This is a genomic window from Enterobacter sp. MGH 33 (genome assembly GCF_000534535.1).
Taxonomy (GTDB): Bacteria; Pseudomonadota; Gammaproteobacteria; order Enterobacterales; family Enterobacteriaceae; genus Enterobacter; species Enterobacter hormaechei_C.
This window is the reverse complement of the sequence record NZ_KI973212.1, coordinates 799289-817290: the sequence shown is the minus strand read 5'-3', so window position 1 is coordinate 817290 and position 18002 is coordinate 799289. Positions and strand designations below refer to the sequence as shown.

General features: G+C 55.7%; 16 protein-coding genes and 1 tRNA gene. 8 read left to right on the top strand and 9 right to left on the bottom strand.

From position 1 onward, the window contains the following. Positions 1–9 precede the first annotated feature (9 nt). Positions 10–1347: a DNA methyltransferase gene (locus tag L379_RS20000; protein ID WP_050597024.1), complete on the bottom strand. Its 1338-nt coding sequence runs from the start codon at positions 1345–1347 to the stop codon at positions 10–12. A gap of 731 nt (positions 1348–2078) precedes the next feature. Here L379_RS20000 and L379_RS20005 point away from each other — a divergent pair. From L379_RS20005 to L379_RS20025, 5 genes are all read left to right on the top strand, one after another. Continuing rightward, entirely contained in the window at positions 2079–2951 is an 873-nt protein-coding gene (locus L379_RS20005) for a phosphorothioated DNA-binding restriction endonuclease (protein WP_032652367.1), read from the top strand. Between the two features lie 367 nt (positions 2952–3318). After that, positions 3319–3612: a hypothetical protein gene (locus L379_RS20010; protein ID WP_032652366.1), complete on the top strand. Its 294-nt coding sequence runs from the start codon at positions 3319–3321 to the stop codon at positions 3610–3612. 85 nt (positions 3613–3697) lie between these two features. Continuing rightward, the gene (locus L379_RS20015) at positions 3698–4609 is read left to right on the top strand and encodes an ArdC family protein (protein ID WP_032652365.1); all 912 of its coding nucleotides are present in this window, start codon (positions 3698–3700) and stop codon (positions 4607–4609) included. A 179-nt stretch (positions 4610–4788) separates the two neighbouring features. After that, positions 4789–6408, top strand: coding sequence for a MobH family relaxase (gene mobH, locus L379_RS20020; RefSeq protein WP_032652358.1), 1620 nt, complete (start codon positions 4789–4791; stop codon positions 6406–6408). Further along, a complete protein-coding gene (locus tag L379_RS20025; protein ID WP_032652356.1) occupies positions 6398–7324 on the top strand; it encodes a tyrosine-type recombinase/integrase in 927 nt (308 codons plus the stop codon). Before mobH ends, L379_RS20025 begins: the two co-directional genes overlap by 11 nt. A gap of 149 nt (positions 7325–7473) precedes the next feature. Here the strand turns inward: L379_RS20025 and L379_RS20030 are convergent. The 4 genes from L379_RS20030 to rraB all read right to left on the bottom strand — a co-directional run bounded on the left by L379_RS20030 (position 7474) and on the right by rraB (position 9648). Continuing rightward, positions 7474–7558 (bottom strand) — tRNA-Leu (locus L379_RS20030). A 106-nt stretch (positions 7559–7664) separates the two neighbouring features. Then, positions 7665–8387, bottom strand: coding sequence for a hypothetical protein (locus L379_RS20035; protein WP_032652355.1), 723 nt, complete (start codon positions 8385–8387; stop codon positions 7665–7667). 30 nt (positions 8388–8417) lie between these two features. Further along, a complete protein-coding gene (gene miaE, locus L379_RS20040) occupies positions 8418–9176 on the bottom strand; it encodes a tRNA isopentenyl-2-thiomethyl-A-37 hydroxylase MiaE (RefSeq protein WP_032652352.1) in 759 nt (252 codons plus the stop codon). A gap of 46 nt (positions 9177–9222) precedes the next feature. Beyond that, positions 9223–9648, bottom strand: coding sequence for a ribonuclease E inhibitor RraB (gene rraB / locus L379_RS20045; RefSeq protein WP_003862940.1), 426 nt, complete (start codon positions 9646–9648; stop codon positions 9223–9225). A gap of 99 nt (positions 9649–9747) precedes the next feature. Between rraB and L379_RS26185 the strand changes: the two genes are divergently transcribed. The 3 genes from L379_RS26185 to xynR all read left to right on the top strand — a co-directional run bounded on the left by L379_RS26185 (position 9748) and on the right by xynR (position 11789). Then, positions 9748–9843: a putative translational regulatory protein ArgL gene (locus tag L379_RS26185; protein WP_213014347.1), complete on the top strand. Its 96-nt coding sequence runs from the start codon at positions 9748–9750 to the stop codon at positions 9841–9843. Next, positions 9813–10817: an ornithine carbamoyltransferase gene (argF, locus tag L379_RS20050; RefSeq protein ID WP_032652350.1), complete on the top strand. Its 1005-nt coding sequence runs from the start codon at positions 9813–9815 to the stop codon at positions 10815–10817. Before L379_RS26185 ends, argF begins: the two co-directional genes overlap by 31 nt. Positions 10818–11030: 213 nt before the next feature. After that, complete coding sequence (gene xynR / locus L379_RS20055) at positions 11031–11789, top strand: DNA-binding transcriptional repressor XynR (protein WP_032652348.1); 759 nt, start codon at positions 11031–11033, stop codon at positions 11787–11789. 4 nt (positions 11790–11793) lie between these two features. On the opposite strand, the gene L379_RS20060 is transcribed toward xynR, so the two are convergent. The 4 genes from L379_RS20060 to yagE form a co-directional block, all read right to left on the bottom strand. Further along, positions 11794–13404 (bottom strand): glycoside hydrolase family 43 protein, encoded by a 1611-nt coding sequence (locus L379_RS20060; RefSeq protein WP_032652347.1) that lies wholly within the window; start codon positions 13402–13404, stop codon positions 11794–11796. An 11-nt stretch (positions 13405–13415) separates the two neighbouring features. Next, positions 13416–14798, bottom strand: coding sequence for an MFS transporter (locus L379_RS20065; RefSeq protein WP_032652345.1), 1383 nt, complete (start codon positions 14796–14798; stop codon positions 13416–13418). Between the two features lie 227 nt (positions 14799–15025). After that, on the bottom strand, positions 15026–16993 hold the full coding sequence (gene yagF, locus L379_RS20070) for a xylonate dehydratase YagF (protein ID WP_032652343.1): 1968 nt from the start codon (positions 16991–16993) through the stop codon (positions 15026–15028). 14 nt (positions 16994–17007) lie between these two features. Next, positions 17008–17916 carry a 2-keto-3-deoxygluconate aldolase gene (gene yagE / locus L379_RS20075; protein WP_032103156.1) on the bottom strand — a complete coding sequence of 303 codons (909 nt, stop codon included), beginning with the start codon at positions 17914–17916 and terminating at the stop codon, positions 17008–17010. Positions 17917–18002 lie beyond the last annotated feature (86 nt).

The following is an 18002-nucleotide window of genomic DNA, read 5'->3' as shown; positions in this document are numbered from 1 at the left end:
TAAATCCTCTTATATTTTTTCGAATACCAGGCAGTGTTCAGATAGTTCGAATTTACCACCATGTTGAGAACTGCTTCGCATTGAACGAATCTCACCTTTTTCAACCAAAATGAAGCCAAGAGGTTGAATTATTTCTTCTAGGATAGCCCCAACGTCTACATGAACACCAGCATATCGACTATCGCCAATCGCAACAATAGCATGATGCCCCCTTTTCAAGATCCTTTTAAAATTCATAAAAATAAAATATAGGTCCTCAAAATAATAAGAAATCATTTCAGGAATATTTTTATTCCAAAGAATCCCTCTTTGATTCTGTAGCGTTGTAATCGTATCCATTAGCAAATTGGATTTTAATTCTATATCTGGGTTAGCAGTCCATTTCGCCTGGACATGCGATCTTAGGGTTCTATTACGCAGTGAACGATTATCATCACTACTTTTAAGATAATCTAACATCCACAACTCAATATTATAAACATCTGTATAATCGAAAGAATTAGGATATGGCGGCGAAAAAATAACCACATCCGCGTGGTTAATAGTAGGAAGAAGTGCTCGCGTATCACCTCTTAATATAGAGTGAGAACTGTTATTGTAATAGCTAAAGCTAGCAATGTCTTTGATAGTTTCATCAACAGCTTGATTTAAAGACTTAATAACATCCAAACCAGTTCGAATACGTGTATTCCAATTATTCCTATACCGTCTTCCTTTACCATTAACTATCGTATTACTATTCTCTACTAATACAGAACCCAATAAAACCTTAAGCAATCTATGGTGTTCTTTCGACAACGCGTGTGAACATCTTAAAATAGCCCTTATAGTCGAATAAGCGCTATTAGAAAACACATAACGTTCCTTTATTCCTGGCTCATTAAATGATAAAGGCATTCCTGGTGTTAACTGATAATCACATTCCATGATAGTCAACTTTTTTATAAGATGGCTATAACTATCATAAAATGCATCAGTATCAACGGTGGTCAATTTTGCCTCAACCAAGTCTGCCAAAAAAGGATTAACCTCTGTACCTATTGAATTAATACCCAACATCTTACATGTAACCGATGTAGTACCGCTCCCGAGGAAAGGATCAAGACAAGTGCCAACTTTGTAAGGTAGATAATTTAAGGTATCAGTAACAAATTTAGGTGAGAAGGCTTCTTTGAATCTAAACCACCGCTGAAATGCCAAATTGGATGTACCCTGATTAGAAGATGTGGGTGCATCTTCTTGATATCCTTCAAACCAATTAGCTACCACGTTAAAGTTAACATCACTGCCAATTAATTTTTTTGATTGGACAATTGTTTCACTAAGTGGTTTTTGCCAAAATGACATATTGACAATTCCTTAAAATTTAGATCTGTTCATTTTACCACAGAAAGAAAAACCTTCCAAGGAATATTTAAGAGTACGTATTATATAATTTAATGCCGATTTCATTAGTGAAATGAACCAACTTATTTCTTAACTAACTATAATTTTTTATAAAAGCAAAACTTATCGCCTTGTAGTTACAATAACTACAGCATTCAAATGACCACAGCTAAAGTTAAGCTTTATCCTCCGTTTCGGATCCTAACGCTGAGAATGATTAGCACTCGTTACATCTTTTACCTCACCTTACAAAGATATCTATTTTGTTGAGCGTATTCTGACCACGAGCACTAGATTCGAATTATTTAACATGAGTTATGGTACTAACAATCCTCCCCTTAAATAGCTGGGCTGTAACAAGCCATGTGACTAATGAGGCCAGAGATTGCGGATGTTTATCTGGGCTGACGAAGCCGGATATATGTGTTTAGTTACCTTGTTTGAAAAAGATCTGCCCATGCTTGCATCGGGGAGGCATCCATATAACTATTTAGAGCAGGTAACAAATCCCCCCTAATCTGTATTAGCTCAGGCCTGATCTGACAGTTACCGGTTATTTATATAGGTATATTTCAGAGTTATAGACTTAAAGCATCGATTTCTCTCTAATCAATGTGACGAGCTACAATTGAATTTCACCGCTTTTGCGAGCATGATCGCAATAACATCAGCCAGTTACCCGGTTCATTCCCATGATATCTCTCGAAGCACTGCAATCAGCCATTTCCAACGTTTCTGTATGGCGTCAGGGTGATGTGTGCGCGCCACATAAGCCGTTGCTGCTGTTGTATGTGTTGTCGCAGTACAAAGCAGGCCACCCGCGCCTGTTTAACTACGGCCTGGAGATCCACGAACCGCTTACTCGTCTGCTGAAAGAGTTTGGTCCCAAGCGACGCACCGACTATCCCAATATGCCTTTCTGGCGGCTCAGAACTGACGGCTTCTGGGAAATAACCAACGCAGAAGGTTGTAAACCCCGTAAAGGCAACACCCAGCCGACAAAAAAAGAGCTGATTGATAACCAGGTAGCAGGCGGCTTTGATGAAGCGGCTTACCAGCAATTGCTGACTCACCCTGAAATGATTGACCAACTGGTCCAGCAAATCCTGATGGATCGCTTCCCCGAAAGTATTCAGCGGATCCTCGCCAACCAACTGGGTCTGGATTTTATCGACCGTTCAAAGAACCGCGATCCGCGCTTCAGAGATATCGTGCTCCGGGCTTACCACTCCCGATGTGCTTTCTGCGGTTACGATCTACGGCTGGATGGTGCGTTGGTTGGTATTGAAGCAGCCCATATCCACTGGAAAACCTATGGCGGGCCGTGTGTGGTGAACAACGGTCTGGCGCTATGTTCGCTGCACCACGATGCTTTTGATATGGGCGCGTTCGGGCTAGATGAAAACCTTACCATCCGCATCTCCGGAGGCGTCAGCCGTAGCCCGGTAGTGGATAACCTGTTCTGGCAACGGAACGGCCAGCCGTTGCATCTTCCTCACGACACATCGCTGTGGCCCACTGAACAATACGTTGGCTGGCACCGTAAGCAGATCTTCAAAGCCTGAGACAGTGAGCTTCACAGGTATCATTGATTGCCCAATATGCTCTATCCCCTCCAGAGGATAAATTGCCTTTAACCCCTATAGCGGATAAATCCTGCGCACCAGACTGGCTTCCAGGATAACGAGCCCCGAACTCTCTCACAGAACAGCCTGACGCTTGATTATTATTTATACCGTATTAATCTGTACGAAGTTTGACCCGCAACCAGAGCCTTCAGGTTGCCACCTTCCCGGTGAGGCTCGCCTTTTCGTCCGCTCCGTATCATCCTCGCGGACAGCGCTTAGCGCCTGATACATCCTCTACCCCACCATGCAGGGAATCCCTCCCTGCCGGGCGGTGTTTCTCTGCTTTCATCCCTGGAGAAATACTATGCCTACTTCATCTTGCCCTGAAGCAAAATCCTTATCGTTGTCTGTCTCAACTGAGGCCTGGGAAAAGGTAGTCAGTTTTCCACCCGATCCCTCTCAGGAGGATGACCGTCTCGAAAACCTGATTGTCGCCACTATGCTGACATTCAAAAGCGCAGGCCCGGACCGTAAGAGCATCAATTTCGGTCTGTACTGTTTGCCCTCTGACGGCAGCAGCAATGTACCGCTGATGACGCCGCTACGCTTAACGCTTGAAGATAACCACCTGTTGGTTACTGCCCTTCACTCCTGCTGATTACCTCAGCATCCTTCACTCCCCGTGCCGGGCGACTCCCGACCGGGAGCGTTGTACCCGGCTTCTTTATCATGAGGTTACGCTTATGAACAGAAGCAACGATCTTTACCAGAAAGTCACCGATGAAATTATCGCCGCGCTGGAGAAAGGCGTGATCCCCTGGGTTCGCCCGTGGCGGGAAGGGGAACCGGTGGTGCCGATGAATGCCTTATCCGGGCGGTTGTATCACGGTATCAATATTCCTCTGCTCTGGAACAGCGCTGAGCGACAGGGATATGAAAGCGATCGCTGGCTGACCTTCACTCAGATTCGCAATGCGGGCGGTAACATCCGCAAAGGCGAAAAATCTACACTGGCCGTGTTCTATCTGCCCCAACAACGCGAGGTAGTAGACCGCAATGGGAACACGGTTCTTGATGCTGACGGCAACCCTAAATTGACGTCCTACGCCGTAGTACGCGAGTTCCGGCTGTTCAATATTCAGCAATGTGAAGGACTGCCGGAGGTGTTTTCACAGCCTGTCGTGATGGTCGATGATCCTATCGCCGCCGCTGAGCAGGTTGCCCGGCAAAGTGCGGTGGTGATCACTCACCGACGCCAGAACCGGGCGTATTACTCGCCGGTGCGCGACTGCATCATCATGCCGCATCCTGAGCAGTTCGCTTCACGTGAGGATTATTACGGCACGCTTCTGCATGAACTGACGCACGCTACCGGACATGCTTCACGGCTGAACCGGGACGGCATCACTGCCGGAAAGCATACCTTCGGCGATCCGACGTACAGTTTTGAAGAGCTGGTCGCCGAAATGGGTGCGGCTTTCCTGTGTGCTCATGTCGGTATCCAGTCGAAGTTACAGCATGACAGTTACATCGCATCGTGGCTGAAGGTGTTGCAGCAGGACAAAAAAGCGATTTTCCGCGCCAGTGGATTAGCGCGTCATGCCTGTGAATATCTGCTTGAACGGGCGCAGCAGCCGTTAGCGCTGAGCGCATGACCTTCATATCAACGACGGAGCATCCCTGCTCTGCCGTTTTTCTCCACTCCAATAAATTTGCGCAACCCAATAAACAGTTTCGCCCTAAATCTGACGGCACCAAAAGGCAAAATCCAAAGGGTTAAGGGGAAGAGAGTGAAGGGGTAACGGGCTTACCCGAAAAAGGGGAAAGGGCCATTATGCGGATATGGCTGACGCGCAAAAAGCAAAACACCACACCATCCACTGGCGAACCAGACGTCACGGAGGGATGGCTGCATCCTGAATCCGCGCAAACGCTACTAGCTGAAACTACCCGCCAACAGCTGATCCAGTTTATTCGCCAGAGCACCGCCCTTCCCGCCTCACTCTTTGAACGCTTCTGGCTGATACCAATCCACCGCTTCGCAGAACTGGCGCAGTCGTTTCCGGCCTCGGAAAATCACCACCATGCCCACGCAGGTGGCCTGCTCGATCACAGTCTCGAAGCCGCCTGCTATGCCGCACGGCTGCGGCAGAGTTATCTTTTTCCACCTGATGCAGCGCCGGAAGATCAGGCCGCGCAGTCCGAGCGATGGACAACGGTCATCATCTACGCCGCGCTGCTGCACGATCTGGGCAAACTCATCACCGACATCGAAGTGGAAGATATTAGCGGTCAACGCTGGTTTCCATGGCATGGCCCTCTGACCCAGTCTTATAGGTTTCGCTATCTGCCGCAACGTGATTACCTGCGCCATCCGGCTGCGGCAGCTCTTCTGCTCACCCAACTACTCCCCCCGGAAAGCCTCGACTGGCTCGCCGCCGATGCCGCTGCGCTATCCACTCTGCTGCACTGCTTGAACGGACAGTATCAGTATGCCGGGCTGGCGGGTGAACTGGTGCAGAAAGCCGACCGGGCGTCGGTGGCGTTTAATCTCGGCGGCGATCCAGTCAAGGCTATCCATCGTCCGCAAACCTCGCTACCGCAGCAAATCATCGCCGCCCTGCGCGACTTGCTGGCGCATGAGTTCCGACTCAACAACCCGAATGGCGGTTCTGACGGCTGGCTGACGGAAGAGGCGCTGTGGCTGGTCAGTAAGAACGCTGCCGATGCCGTGCGCGGCTGGCTGCTGCACCAGGGGATTGACGCCGTACCGCAACATAACGTGCGGCTATTTGATGAGATGCAGGCACACCAGTTGCTCATTCCCTGTGAGGATAAAGCCATCTGGCATTGCCGGATTGAGGCCAGCGGCGGCTGGAGCAGTGAACTCACGCTGTTACGCTTTTCCCCTTCTCTAATTTGGGAAGATCCACAACAGCGGCCCGCAACCTTTAGTGGAACCGTCACACCGATAGCGGAGGTCCAGAATGCGACAGAAACAGTGATTGCACCGGACTGCGTAGTAGAACAACCATCCCCCCTACCCGAACAGGACGATATCCCACTTTCAGGCGAAGCCTTCTGGCAGTGGCTGATTCGTAATGTTCAGGCTCAACATCTGGAAGTCAATGAACCTAATGCCCGAATTCATACCGTCGCCGGGTCGGTGTTTCTGGTGACGCCCGGTATTTTCAAACTCTGGCTTAGCACCTGTGGTCAGGATGTCCCTGAAGAATACTGGCGGGAGGTACAGAAGAAGTTCCAGAACCTGAATCTTCACCGAAAACAAAAAAACGGCCTCAACATCTGGCACTGCGCCGTTGTCGGCCCACGCCGTTGTTCACGTCTGAAGGGATATCTGCTTGACGATCCCACGCCGCTTTTTGGAGATGACGTTCCCTTTAATAACCCTCATCTCTTGCTCAATGAAGGAAGTCACTCAAATGACCTTTGAACAGATCCTGGAAGAGTATTTTTTTGCCCGCTTATTGCGACCTGACACCCAGAGCTGTTATCGCACGGCAGTAAACCAATTCACTCACTGGCGCAACGTGTTACCCGCCGAAGTGACATCGCATATGGTGCTGGAGTGGCGTCATTACCTGCTAAATGTGCGCTGTATCAAGCCGGTGAGCTGGAACCACTATATGCGCCATATGCGAGCCTTGTATAACTTCGCCATTGAACAGGGGCTACTGGAGCAGTTCATCAATCCATTCCAGAAAACATCGCTGCGGGAATCTCGTAAGAAAAAGAAAACCCTGACCCGCGAGCAAATCCTTGCATCCCGCAAAGTGCTGAACCAATTTATCGAACGGGAGAAAATGCAGCGCGGCTATCGTTCGCCTTTATATCCGGCATGGTTTTGGCTGACCGTGGTTGAAACCTTCAACTACACCGCTATCCGGCTGAATCAGCTTATTCACCTACGGGTCAGGGATATCGATTTGGTCCATGACACGCTGTTTATTCAGAGCGAAGGCAGCAAAAGCCATGATGAACACGTTGTTCCTATCGCCTCCCGGTTACGGCCCTATCTGGAGCAGATGCTTGAAGAAGCGAAAACAAAGGGAATGCGGGCTGACGATCAGTTGTTCAACATCAATCGTTTCAGTCGGAGGACGCTGCGCCAGGGTAAACCGATGACAGAAAATCAGGTGAGTTATTTCTTTGCCAAACTCAGCGATGCCTGCCACAGCCGCTTTTCATCACATCGCTACCGTCATACCGTTGCCACAGAATTAATGCAGAAACCGGAGCAAAATTTGTATGTCACGCAGAAACTACTCGGCCATCGCGATATTAAGGTGACGCTCAGCTATATTGAACACAATGTCGAGATGCTCAGAAGTTGCGTGGAGAGAGATTGACAAAACAGGGAGTGAGTGAAAAGATCCGGCCCGAGGCTTTATAAACAAAAAAAGCCGGAGATGCGGTCATTTTGTAGTTGCCGTCAACGTCCAGCTTCATTGTACAACGTACTGATTGTTGTAGATTTTCCGATTATCACAATCGCTTTTGGTGCCGAAGGCCGGACTCGAACCGGCACGTATTTCTACGGTTGATTTTGAATCAACTGCGTCTACCGATTTCGCCACTTCGGCACTGAAGGGGATGCGGAAACGTTGTGGATTATACCTGTCGCGCGCCGCCATGCAAGCGACGACGCGCTAAACCCGCGCTAAGTGCCCAAAAAACCAGCGCCCTTCGTCAGTCCAGCTCAGACACCGCCAGCCGAATCACCCCCGCCGCCTTCTGCTCCGGCAGCGCCAGCACCTTCGCCCACATCTCCTGCACCATGTCGCAGGAGAGCTTCTCCTTGCCCACCGCCTTCTCCGGCATCTGCAACAGCTGGATGTCCTCGCCGTACTTATCGGCAAGCGCCTTCATAACCGGCCGGACATCCTCGACAGCCGCCTCACGTTCGGCCTGCGTCACGGTGTGGCGGTTTTTGCCGTAGGCCGCGCGCATCATGTCGGCGTCGGCCTGCATTCGCCGCGTCATCAGGTCTTTATCCAGCATGCGCATCGGGTTGACGCCGCCCTTCACCATCGGGTAGAGGAAGCGGAAGCAGGCGTCGTCGCTCACCTTCTGGATGGCGGCGGTCTGCTCCATGTTGATGGTCATGTAGTTCACCACGTTGGCGTCCGGTGCGTTTTGCAGGCGCGTCATCTGCAAATGCAGGATCTGCGGCTGGATGGTGTCGATAATGTGCTGCTCCGGCTCGCCGGCCTTTTGCAGGGCGGCCATCTGGTCGAGGATGCGCTGATGCAGCGCGGGCTCCTGCTCCTTAATCACCTGCCAGGCAGGCATCGCGTTGAGGGTGGTATCAATCTGCGCTTCCGGAGCGCGTTGCCTGTCAAAGAACACCCAGAACGCCACGGCGGCGGCCACCACAACAACCATCACGGTACGGGTCCACGTTTTTTTCATCTCGCATCCTTATCCTTGAGTTGTGCCGGTTTACACCGGCACGCCGCTGTGGAAGCGAAACTCGTGGTCCGGTGTCGAGATAAGTGTGGCTTCAGTTTCGCCAAAAAGCTGTATGCGCGGTGAGATATCGTCGTCGCTCACCTGCTGGGCCAGCGTCAGGTAGTCCTGATAATGGCGCGCTTCCGAGCGCAGCAGCGAGAGATAGAACTTCTGTAAGTCATCGTCGAGGAACGGGGCCAGCGCGGCGAAGCGTTCGCAGGAGCGGGCTTCGATGTAGGCGCCGCAGATGAGCTTGTCGATTAGCGTCAGCGGTTCGTGGGTGCGCACTTCCTTCAGCATCCCTTTGGCGTAGCGGCTGGCGGTGATTTTGACGTACGGAATGTCGCGGGCCAGCATCGCCTCTCGCACCTGCCAGAAGTGGTGCAACTCCTCTTTGATCAGCAGCACCATGCTGTCGATGAGCGCCTGGCCCCACGGGTCGTCGGTTTTGGGCATCACGCTTTTGCCAATCTGCCTGTGCAGGGCAATAAAGTCCGGCTCTGGGCCGTCGCGGAAGGTGAACTGTTCATAGGGTTTGAGCCAGTCGAGCAGCGCGTCGGCACCGCTTTCGTCGGCGACGTATTTACGCACCAGCAGCAGCGCGGTCTGGGCGGCCTTGAGCTCGCACACCATGTGGTCGGTGAGCAGCAGCGGCAGGTTCGCCGGGTCGCGGGCTTTATCAATCCATGCTTGCGGGGTCGGGCACTGGAGGAAGTTAAGTACGGGGGCGAGTATCTGCGGGTAATCCATGGTTCTGCCTTGAAAAAGCGGTGGCACGCGCCACCGCCTGAAACGCTTAGTGACGCACGCCGTCGTCGTCTTCGTCGACGTAATCTTCGTCGTCGCCTTCTTCGCCGTCTTCACCGTTCGGATCTTCGAAGTAGGTTCCCCAGCCGTCGTATTCCACTTCAAACTTCTCGGCCAGGTTCATCAGCTGTTCTACCTGCGCGTCGATCAGCTCCGCCTTCAGCGCGCCTTCGCTCAGGATGTCGCAGCAGATGACGGTGTCGCCCTCTTCCACTTCCAGCTCTTCCGGCTCGGTCACTTCGTAACCCAGCTTGAAGGCTTCCACGGCCATTTTTTCCAGCGCGTCGAAATCATCCGCAGAGAAATGGTGCTCGATGGTGTACAGCGCGTCCGGATCGCTACCGTCTTCCAGCAGTTCTTCAATAATCAGACGCGTCTCTTCGCGTTGCTCTTCCAGTAATTCCGGGTTTGCCATGGCTCAATCCTCTTTAAAGTGCGGCAGATACTTCTATTTTCACACACGGACGGGTTTGCCTCCACCTTTGTTGGAAAGATTTGTGAAACGGGGTTGCAAATGAATAATTACACATATAAAGTGAATTTTAATTCAATAAGTGGCGTTCGCCATGTGAGGATAAAATGTCTGATCTGTACAAGAAACACTTTCTGAAATTGCTCGACTTTACCCCTGCACAGTTCACTTCTCTGCTGACCCTTGCCGCACAGCTCAAGGCCGATAAAAAAAAGGGCAAGGAAGTACAGAAACTTACCGGTAAAAACATCGCGCTCATCTTCGAAAAAGACTCGACCCGTACACGATGCTCTTTCGAAGTTGCCGCATTTGACCAGGGCGCACGCGTCACTTATTTAGGGCCGAGCGGCAGCCAGATTGGGCATAAAGAGTCAATTAAGGACACCGCGCGGGTTCTCGGGCGGATGTACGACGGCATTCAGTACCGCGGCCACGGCCAGGAAGTCGTCGAAACGCTGGCGCAGTATGCGGGCGTGCCGGTGTGGAACGGGCTGACCAACGAGTTCCACCCGACGCAGCTGCTGGCGGACCTGCTGACCGTGCAGGAGCACCTGCCGGGCAAGGCGTTTAACGAGATGACGCTGGTCTACGCGGGCGACGCGCGCAACAACATGGGCAACTCGATGCTGGAAGCGGCGGCGCTGACCGGGCTGGATCTACGCCTGGTGGCCCCGAAGGCCTGCTGGCCGGAAGAGAGCCTGGTGGCAGAGTGCAGCGCGCTGGCGGAAAAGCACGGCGGGAAAATCACCCTGACGGAAGACGTGGCGGCGGGCGTGAAGGGCGCGGACTTTATCTATACCGACGTGTGGGTGTCGATGGGCGAAGCCAAAGAGAAGTGGGCGGAGCGGATTGCGCTGCTGCGCGGGTATCAGGTGAACGCGCAGATGATGGCGCTCACCGGCAACCCGGACGTGAAGTTCCTGCACTGTCTGCCGGCGTTCCATGACGACCAGACCACGCTCGGCAAGCAGATGGCGAAAGAGTTCGATCTGCACGGCGGGATGGAAGTAACGGACGAGGTGTTTGAGTCGCCGGCGAGCATCGTGTTTGACCAGGCGGAAAACCGGATGCATACGATTAAGGCGGTGATGGTGGCGACGCTTGGGGGTTGAGTCCTCTGCGCGTTGGTGCCCTCACCCCGGCCCTCTCCCACAGGGAGAGGGAGAAAACCCAGCCCGTAGGCCCGTGCAAGCGCAGCGCCGCCGGGCAAATCAGGCGACGATGCGGCTGATGCCCTTTCTCCCACAACCCGCTCTACTCAATTGATTTTTCACCCCGAAAAAGGTACGTTTTCGCCTTAATTCCAGCGTGGACATACCAGCATTATGCCGATTATTCAGTCTGTTGAACGTGCGTTGCAGATCCTCGACCTGTTCAACGAGCAGGCCACCGAGCTTAAGATCACCGACATCAGCAAACTGATGGGGCTGAGCAAGAGTACCCTCCACTCGCTGCTGAAAACCCTCCAGCTTCACGGCTATATCGATCAGAACCCGGAGAACGGTAAGTATCGCCTCGGCATGAAGCTGGTCGAGCGCGGTCATTTTGTCGTGGGCTCGATGGATATTCGGCAGAAGGCGAAAGGCTGGCTGACGGAGCTGTCCCGGCGAACCGGGCAGACTACCCATCTGGGGATCCTGGACGGGCGTGAAGGGGTCTATATCGAGAAGATTGAAGGCAAGCTGGCCGCCATCGCCTATTCGCGCATCGGCCGCCGCCTGCCGGTTCACGCCACCGCCATCGGCAAAGTGTTGATTGCCTGGCTGGGCGAGGCCGAGCTGAACGCCCTGCTGGAGGGCTATCAGTACACCACCTATACCCCTTCTACCCTTGCCTCTCGCGAAGCCTTAATGAGCGCCCTGGCGCAGACCCGCGAGCAGGGTTACGCCCTGGATAGCGAAGAGAACGAGCAGGGCGTGCGCTGCGTGGCGGTGCCGGTGTGGAACCACGAGTCCCGCGTGATTGCAGCCCTGAGCCTGTCGACGCTGACCTCGCGCGTGGACGACGCTGAGCTGGCTAACTTCCGCGAGCAGCTTCAGCAGGCTGGGCTCCAGCTCTCACGCGCGCTGGGCTACCCGGCCTGAGCCGTTAGGCCGGCTCGTAGGTGAAGTAGTCGAAGTCCGCGTGGCAGCCGTCGCCGCTGATGTCCTCGCAGTGCAGCCCCACAAACGCGCCGGTGAAGAAGCCGCGCCCGCCGATATAGTCATCCGACAGCTTCCACGCCTCATACGTCACCGGCACGGTGTGCCACGTCTCGCCGTCGAACGAGTAGCTGTAGCGGTAGGCCAGCGCATCCACATCCACCCTTAGCCAGACGCTCTTCGCACTCTCCGGCACGGGAATGGGCTGCTCGTGCAGCGGCCACGACGGCACGTTGTGGTCGAGCTGAATAACCTTAATCGTTCTGCCCTGCCCCTCCTCGTAGTCCACAAAGCAGTAGCTCCAGTTTTTGCTGTTGTAGTAGCAGGTCAGCCCCGCGCTCTGCTGGAAGTGAACCGGCGAGAACTGCATCCGCGTCTCCGCCCGGAAGGTGAAGTGCTGCCAGCGGCGCGCCACGGTCGACTGGGTAAAGGTCGAGTTGAGCGAGTCGTTGCCGTATAACCGTAAATAGCCGGGGCGCGCGGTGAGCGAGCCGAGGGTGTCGTCGAACGGAATGCGCAGAGTCTGCAATTCAGGGTCAAGCGTGCTGCTGTCGAAATCATCCCGCCAGCTACCCTGCACGGCGGCGGGCTGCTCCGCCACCTGCGGGCCTTTCACGGTCAGCTGCGCGTGCTTACCGCCCTCCACGTACGGCCAGCCATCGCGCCATTCAATGCGGGCGATGCCGGTCTCGCGCCCCAGCGGACAGTAACCGCGTCCGCCTGAGGCCAGCAGCGGCACGCCGGGCAGGCGCAGCGGGCGGCTGGTAAGGTAGGCCATATACCACTCCCCGGTGTGGGTTTGCAGCAGCGAGCCGTGGCCGCTCTTTTGCAGCGGGTTCTCCGGCAGGTGCCAGCTGGTCATCATCGTCACATCCGGGTGAAGCTCGTACGGCCCGTCGATGGTTTTTGCACGCAGCACCACGACGGCGTGCTCGTAGCTGGTGCCGCCTTCGGCAACCATCAGGTAGTACCATCCCGCGTGGCGATAAAGATGCGCCCCTTCGGTGTAGCAGAGCGGCGTGCCGGTAAACAGCGTTTTGCGCTCCGGCGAGAGGGTGCCGGTCTGCGGGTCAAACTCCTGCATCACGATGGTGTTGTGCGGGTTGCTGTGATGGCGCGGCCCCCACGGGCGGTAGAGGTAGTATTTGCGGCCATCGTCGTCGTGGAACAGGGACGGATCGAACCCGCCGTTGCCCATCGGGATCGGCTCGCTCCATGGCCCCTCAATGGACGGCGCGGTGACGAGGAAGTTGCGGCCATTTTTCCACGGCGAATCGACAATCTTCACGTCGGTATAGAGCAGCCAGAATTTGCCGTCGGCGTAGCTCAGGCACGGCGCCCAGATACCGCCGGAGTCCGGGTTGCCCTTCATATCCAGCATCGACACGCGGTCCAGCGGCGTGCTGACCAGCGTCCAGTTTTTCAGGTCGCGGGAGTGATAGATGCGCACGCCCGGGAACCACTCGAAGGTCGAGGTGGCGATGTAGTAGTCCTCGCCCTGGCGGCACAGGGACGGGTCCGGGTTGAAGCCGGTGAGTATCGGGTTAGTGATTTCCATGTTGCCTCCGGTTAATGGGATGCGGCTGTCGCGGCGTCGGGAATGGCCTCGCCCTGCGCCGCGCGGTGCTTGATCAGCTGCTGGCTGATGGCCTCCACGCGGGCGTCGGTGAGCTTATAAAACGACAGCATGATGAACATGCCCGCATAGAGCACCACGGGCACCACGCAGAACAGAATTTTGATGGTGGTGAGCACCTCGACCGGCTGCACGCTGCTGCTGGCGGAGTAGTTCACGTACGCCAGGATCCAGCCCACCACCGCCCCGCCAATCGCCAGGCCAATCTTCAGGCTGAACAGGTAGGTGGAGAACACCAGCCCGTCGAGGCGGCGCCCGCTGCGGCTTTCTTCGTAATCCACCACGTCAGAGGCCATCAGCCACTGTAGCGGCGTGGTGGTGTTAAAGACGAACAGGAACAGGATGTTGAGGGCGAAAATCAGGGCAATATGCTCCGCCGGCGTGAAGAAGATCAGCAGGCTAATCAGAGAGTAAGCGACAATGATCCACTTAAAGGCGGTAACGCGGTCGAAGCGGCCCAGCAGACGAGACGAGCAGAGCGAGCCGAACATGGTGGCGAGGCTGCCGTAAAGTAAAAACTGGGTCGCCATCTCCGGGTGATCCATCACGTATTTCACGAAGTAGAGCGTCGCCCCGCCGCGCACCACGTTGGAGCAGGTCGCCATCATCTTGAAGGCGCACATGATCCGCCACTGGCCGTTGCCCAGCAGCAGCTTAAGATCTTTCGCCACCGACGAACCCGGCTGCACCTCAAAGGTGTAGCGCTCTTTGGTGGTGAAGAAGCAGACATAAAGCAGGACTACGCCGCTCAGACCCAGCACGCACATGGCGCCGAAATAGCCCACCTGCTCGTTCCCTTTGCCGATGATGCTGACCAGCGGCAGCGCGATGCCGCTGATGGCGAGCGACCCCGCGGCGGCGAGGAAGAAACGCCAGGACTGAAGGGCATGACGCTCTTTCGGGTCGGCGGTGATCACCCCCGGCATGGCGCAGTAAGGGACGTTAACGAAGGTGTAGACCAGAGTCAGCAGAATATAGGTCACGCAGGCATAGATGATTTTGCCCTGCGCGGAGAAGTCCGGCGTGTAGAAGGTCAGCATGCAGACGATGCCGAACGGGATGGCGCCCCACAGCAGGAACGGGCGGAACTGGCCGTGCCGCGTGCGGGTGCGGTCTACCAGCAGCCCCATCAGCGGATCGGTCACGGCGTCGAGCACGCGGGAAACTAAAAACAGCGTCCCCATTATGCCCGCGGAGAGACCGAACACGTCGGTGTAGAAATAGGCCAGCAGGAACATCGTGGCCTGCCAGACGAAGCCGCAGGCGGTATCACCCAGCCCGTAGCCAATTTTGTCTTTCATGGTTAATTGCGTCATCAGAATTACACCCTTATGTAGTGTGCTGAATTACAACATTGTGTTACTGGAGTGTAATGAGCTGCTCAATTAACCAGCAATGGTCATATCTTATTTCTGAATTACGTTATTTCGCTTTTGTGACGCCAACGATATATCATAAGTCATTGTTTAAATTAGCAAATTAAAGACAAGCAAAAACCGCCCGCAGAATATTTCCCGCAGACGGATTTCTCTCAAAAAAATAATTAAAGGCCGAGCGCTTTTTTACCGGCGTTAATTACCTCAATGATTTTATCGGTGTCATAAATACAGCCTTTCCAGGTGCCGCCGCTCACGGACTGTAATGCCGCCCACAGCCGGGTATCGTCAGGCAAAAAGTCGTGAGCGTGCAGGTCCGGGTGCGTCTGCCGCCGCGCCAGCTCGCGCGCGCCCTCTTCCGGCGTCAGCGGGTTGTCCGCGGTACCGATGAAGTTCACGCTACCGGTCAGAGTCAGGCGGTCCACGGCAATCTCAATGATGTCGTTATCGCGCAGCTTACCAATCGGCCCTCCCGCCAGCGCCTCCGGCGATACGTGGCCGAAGCAGGCGCCCGTCGACACGCCCGAGAAGCGCGCATCGGTGATGAGCGACACCGTCTTGCCCCACGAGATGTGTTTGAGCGCGGAGGTGAGCTGGTAGGTCTCTTCCATGCCAGTGCCGGACGGTCCACCGCCGATCACCACCATGATATCGCCCTGCTTAATCTCTTCCCGCTTGATGGCCTTAATCGCCTGCGCCTCCGAGACAAACACCCGCACCCGGCCGGTGTGGCGGTAAACGCCATCTTCACCCACCACCGACGGGTCGATCGCCGTGGCCTTGATCACCGATCCTTCCGGCGCGATGTTGCCCGTCGGGAAGCAGACCGTCGAGGTCAGCCCTTTCGCTTTTGCCTTCTCCGGCGGCAGGATCACGTCATCCGGCTCCACGCCGTCCTGCTCGCGCAGGCACTGGCGGAAGCGCTTACGGCGCTCGGACGTCTGCCACCAGTCGAGGTTGTCGCCTACCGTCTGGCCGGTGACGGTCATGGCGTCCAGATGCAGCAGGCCGAGATCGCGCAGGTGGAGCATCACCTCCGGCACGCCGCCCGCGAGGAAGGCGCGCACGGTCGGGTGATAGTCCGGGCCGTTGGGCAGCACGCTTACCAGGCGCGGCACCCTGCGGTTGACGCGCGTCCAGTGTTCAACGTCCGGGATCGTGCAGCCCGCCGCGTGAGCGATGGCCGGAATATGCAGCAGTAAATTGGTGGAGCCGCCGAACGCCGCGTGGATCACCATCGCGTTTTCGATGGCTTTGTCAGTCAGGATATCCCGCGTGGTGATGCCGCGGTTATCCAGCTCGCTGACCGCCCGCGCCGACTGGCGGGCGATCTCCAGCCACACCGCCTGTCCGGACGGCGCCAGCGCGGAGTGCGGCAACGCCAGACCCAGCGCTTCTGCGACCACCTGCGAGGTGCCCGCCGTGCCGAGGAACTGACACCCGCCGCCCGGCGAGGCGCAGGCGCGACAGCCCAGCTCGGCGGCCTCCTGCAAGGAGAGTTCGTGGTTGGCGAAGCGCGCGCCGATGGTCTGTACCTTGCCCGCGTCTTCCCCTACGGTGGGCGGCAGCGTCGCCCCGCCCGGCACCAGAATGGTCGGCAGATCGTGCATGGAAGCCAGCGCAATCATGGTGGCGGGCAGCCCTTTATCACAGGTTGCCACGCCGATCACCGCCCGCCGCGTCGGGAGAGAGCGGATCAGACGGCGAAACACGATCGCCGCGTCGTTGCGGTACGGCAGGGAGTCGAACATACCGTGCGTGCCCTGCGAGCGACCGTCGCACGGATCGCTGACGAAAGCGGCGAACGGGATCCCGCCGTTGCGGGTGATCTCCTTCGCCGCCGCCTGCATCTGCATGCCGATTTCCCAGTGCCCGGTGTGGTAGCCCAGCGCGACCGGACGCCCGTCTCCGGCGCGGATGCCGCCCTGGGTGCCGATGATCAGCACCTCTTTGCCGGTGAGTTTGTTGGCATCCCAGCCCATCCCGGCGTTCTGCGTCATACCGAACAGGTTGCCGCTGGGGGATTCCATCAGCATCTGCGGAGTCAGCGGCAGCGCGCCCTGCGGCCCCGCCGCGTGGGTGATCACCGCATAAAACGCATCGTCCTGTGGGGTGAAAATTTTCTCAATGGTCATCGTTATCGTCCGGCTCAGCAGAGCTTGAGCTGTTGTAACAGGGTTTTCAGCTGCGCCTTACGCGGCTCGTCCAGCGGCGAGGCTGGCGGCAGGACGTGCGTAGAAATCGGGCGGCCGCAGAGCACGATCGCCTCTTTAATGACGTTCACAAACGGCGTATCCAGCTGATACATCTGCGGGATTTGCAGCAGGGTCTGATGATACTCAGCCGCTTTCGCCACGTCTTTATCCCGCCAGGCTTTCAGAAGATTTACCGACACCTGTGGGGCAAAGTTGCCGCTGGCCGAGATCGCCCCGTCACCGCCGAGCAGCAAGGTATTAAACAGATGATCGTCGTAGCCGCACAGCACCGTGAAATGAGGATGGGCGCCTTTAACGGTGTGGATCATGCTGCGCAGGTGGGCGACGGAATCGATGGTGTCTTTGATGCCGACGATGTTACTGCGCGAGTCGGCCAGGGTTTTCACCAGCGCCGGGGTCAGATCCTGCCCGGTCAGCGCCGGGAAGTTATAGAGCATCACCGGCAGCGTGACGCTGTCGGCCACCTGCTCGAAATAGCGGATCAGGTTCGCTTCCGACACTTTCCAGTAGTAAGGGTTGATCACCACGATGCCGTCCGCGCCCGCCTGCTGCGCGTGCTGGCTCAGCTCAATGGTTTCCCGGGCGTTGGTGCCGCCGGTGCCGATCAGAACCGGCACGCGACGATCGACATGATCGATCGCAAACCGAGCAATGGTTTTACGCTCTTCGGCGCTGAGCTGGGAGAACTCGCCGCCGCTGCCCAGGAAGAACAGGCCGTCGACGCCCGCAGCAATCAGATCGTCGATCAGCGCGGCGGTACCCGGTTTATCGAGCTGGCCATCGGCGGTAAAAATGGTGGAGACAGGGGGAATGATACCCGTGAACAACGCGGACTGCGGCATGAGATCTCCTTGCTGAATCATTTTGTTCTACATTATAGAACAGCGTTCATTAATTTAACGATCATACTATGACGCAGAAAAAGCGC

Bases quoted from the DNA above. Each gene is read 5' to 3' on its own strand.
- L379_RS20000 (WP_050597024.1), bottom strand. From the start codon at position 1,347: ATGTCATTTTGGCAAAAACCACTTAGTGAAACAATTGTCCAATCAAAA.
- L379_RS20005 (WP_032652367.1), top strand. From the start codon at position 2,079: ATGATATCTCTCGAAGCACTGCAATCAGCCATTTCCAACGTTTCTGTA.
- L379_RS20010 (WP_032652366.1), top strand. From the start codon at position 3,319: ATGCCTACTTCATCTTGCCCTGAAGCAAAATCCTTATCGTTGTCTGTC.
- L379_RS20015 (WP_032652365.1), top strand. From the start codon at position 3,698: ATGAACAGAAGCAACGATCTTTACCAGAAAGTCACCGATGAAATTATC.
- mobH (WP_032652358.1), top strand. From the start codon at position 4,789: ATGCGGATATGGCTGACGCGCAAAAAGCAAAACACCACACCATCCACT.
- L379_RS20025 (WP_032652356.1), top strand. From the start codon at position 6,398: ATGACCTTTGAACAGATCCTGGAAGAGTATTTTTTTGCCCGCTTATTG.
- L379_RS20035 (WP_032652355.1), bottom strand. From the start codon at position 8,387: ATGAAAAAAACGTGGACCCGTACCGTGATGGTTGTTGTGGTGGCCGCC.
- miaE (WP_032652352.1), bottom strand. From the start codon at position 9,176: ATGGATTACCCGCAGATACTCGCCCCCGTACTTAACTTCCTCCAGTGC.
- rraB (WP_003862940.1), bottom strand. From the start codon at position 9,648: ATGGCAAACCCGGAATTACTGGAAGAGCAACGCGAAGAGACGCGTCTG.
- L379_RS26185 (WP_213014347.1), top strand. From the start codon at position 9,748: ATGAATAATTACACATATAAAGTGAATTTTAATTCAATAAGTGGCGTT.
- argF (WP_032652350.1), top strand. From the start codon at position 9,813: ATGTCTGATCTGTACAAGAAACACTTTCTGAAATTGCTCGACTTTACC.
- xynR (WP_032652348.1), top strand. From the start codon at position 11,031: ATGCCGATTATTCAGTCTGTTGAACGTGCGTTGCAGATCCTCGACCTG.
- L379_RS20060 (WP_032652347.1), bottom strand. From the start codon at position 13,404: ATGGAAATCACTAACCCGATACTCACCGGCTTCAACCCGGACCCGTCC.
- L379_RS20065 (WP_032652345.1), bottom strand. From the start codon at position 14,798: ATGACGCAATTAACCATGAAAGACAAAATTGGCTACGGGCTGGGTGAT.
- yagF (WP_032652343.1), bottom strand. From the start codon at position 16,993: ATGACCATTGAGAAAATTTTCACCCCACAGGACGATGCGTTTTATGCG.
- yagE (WP_032103156.1), bottom strand. From the start codon at position 17,916: ATGCCGCAGTCCGCGTTGTTCACGGGTATCATTCCCCCTGTCTCCACC.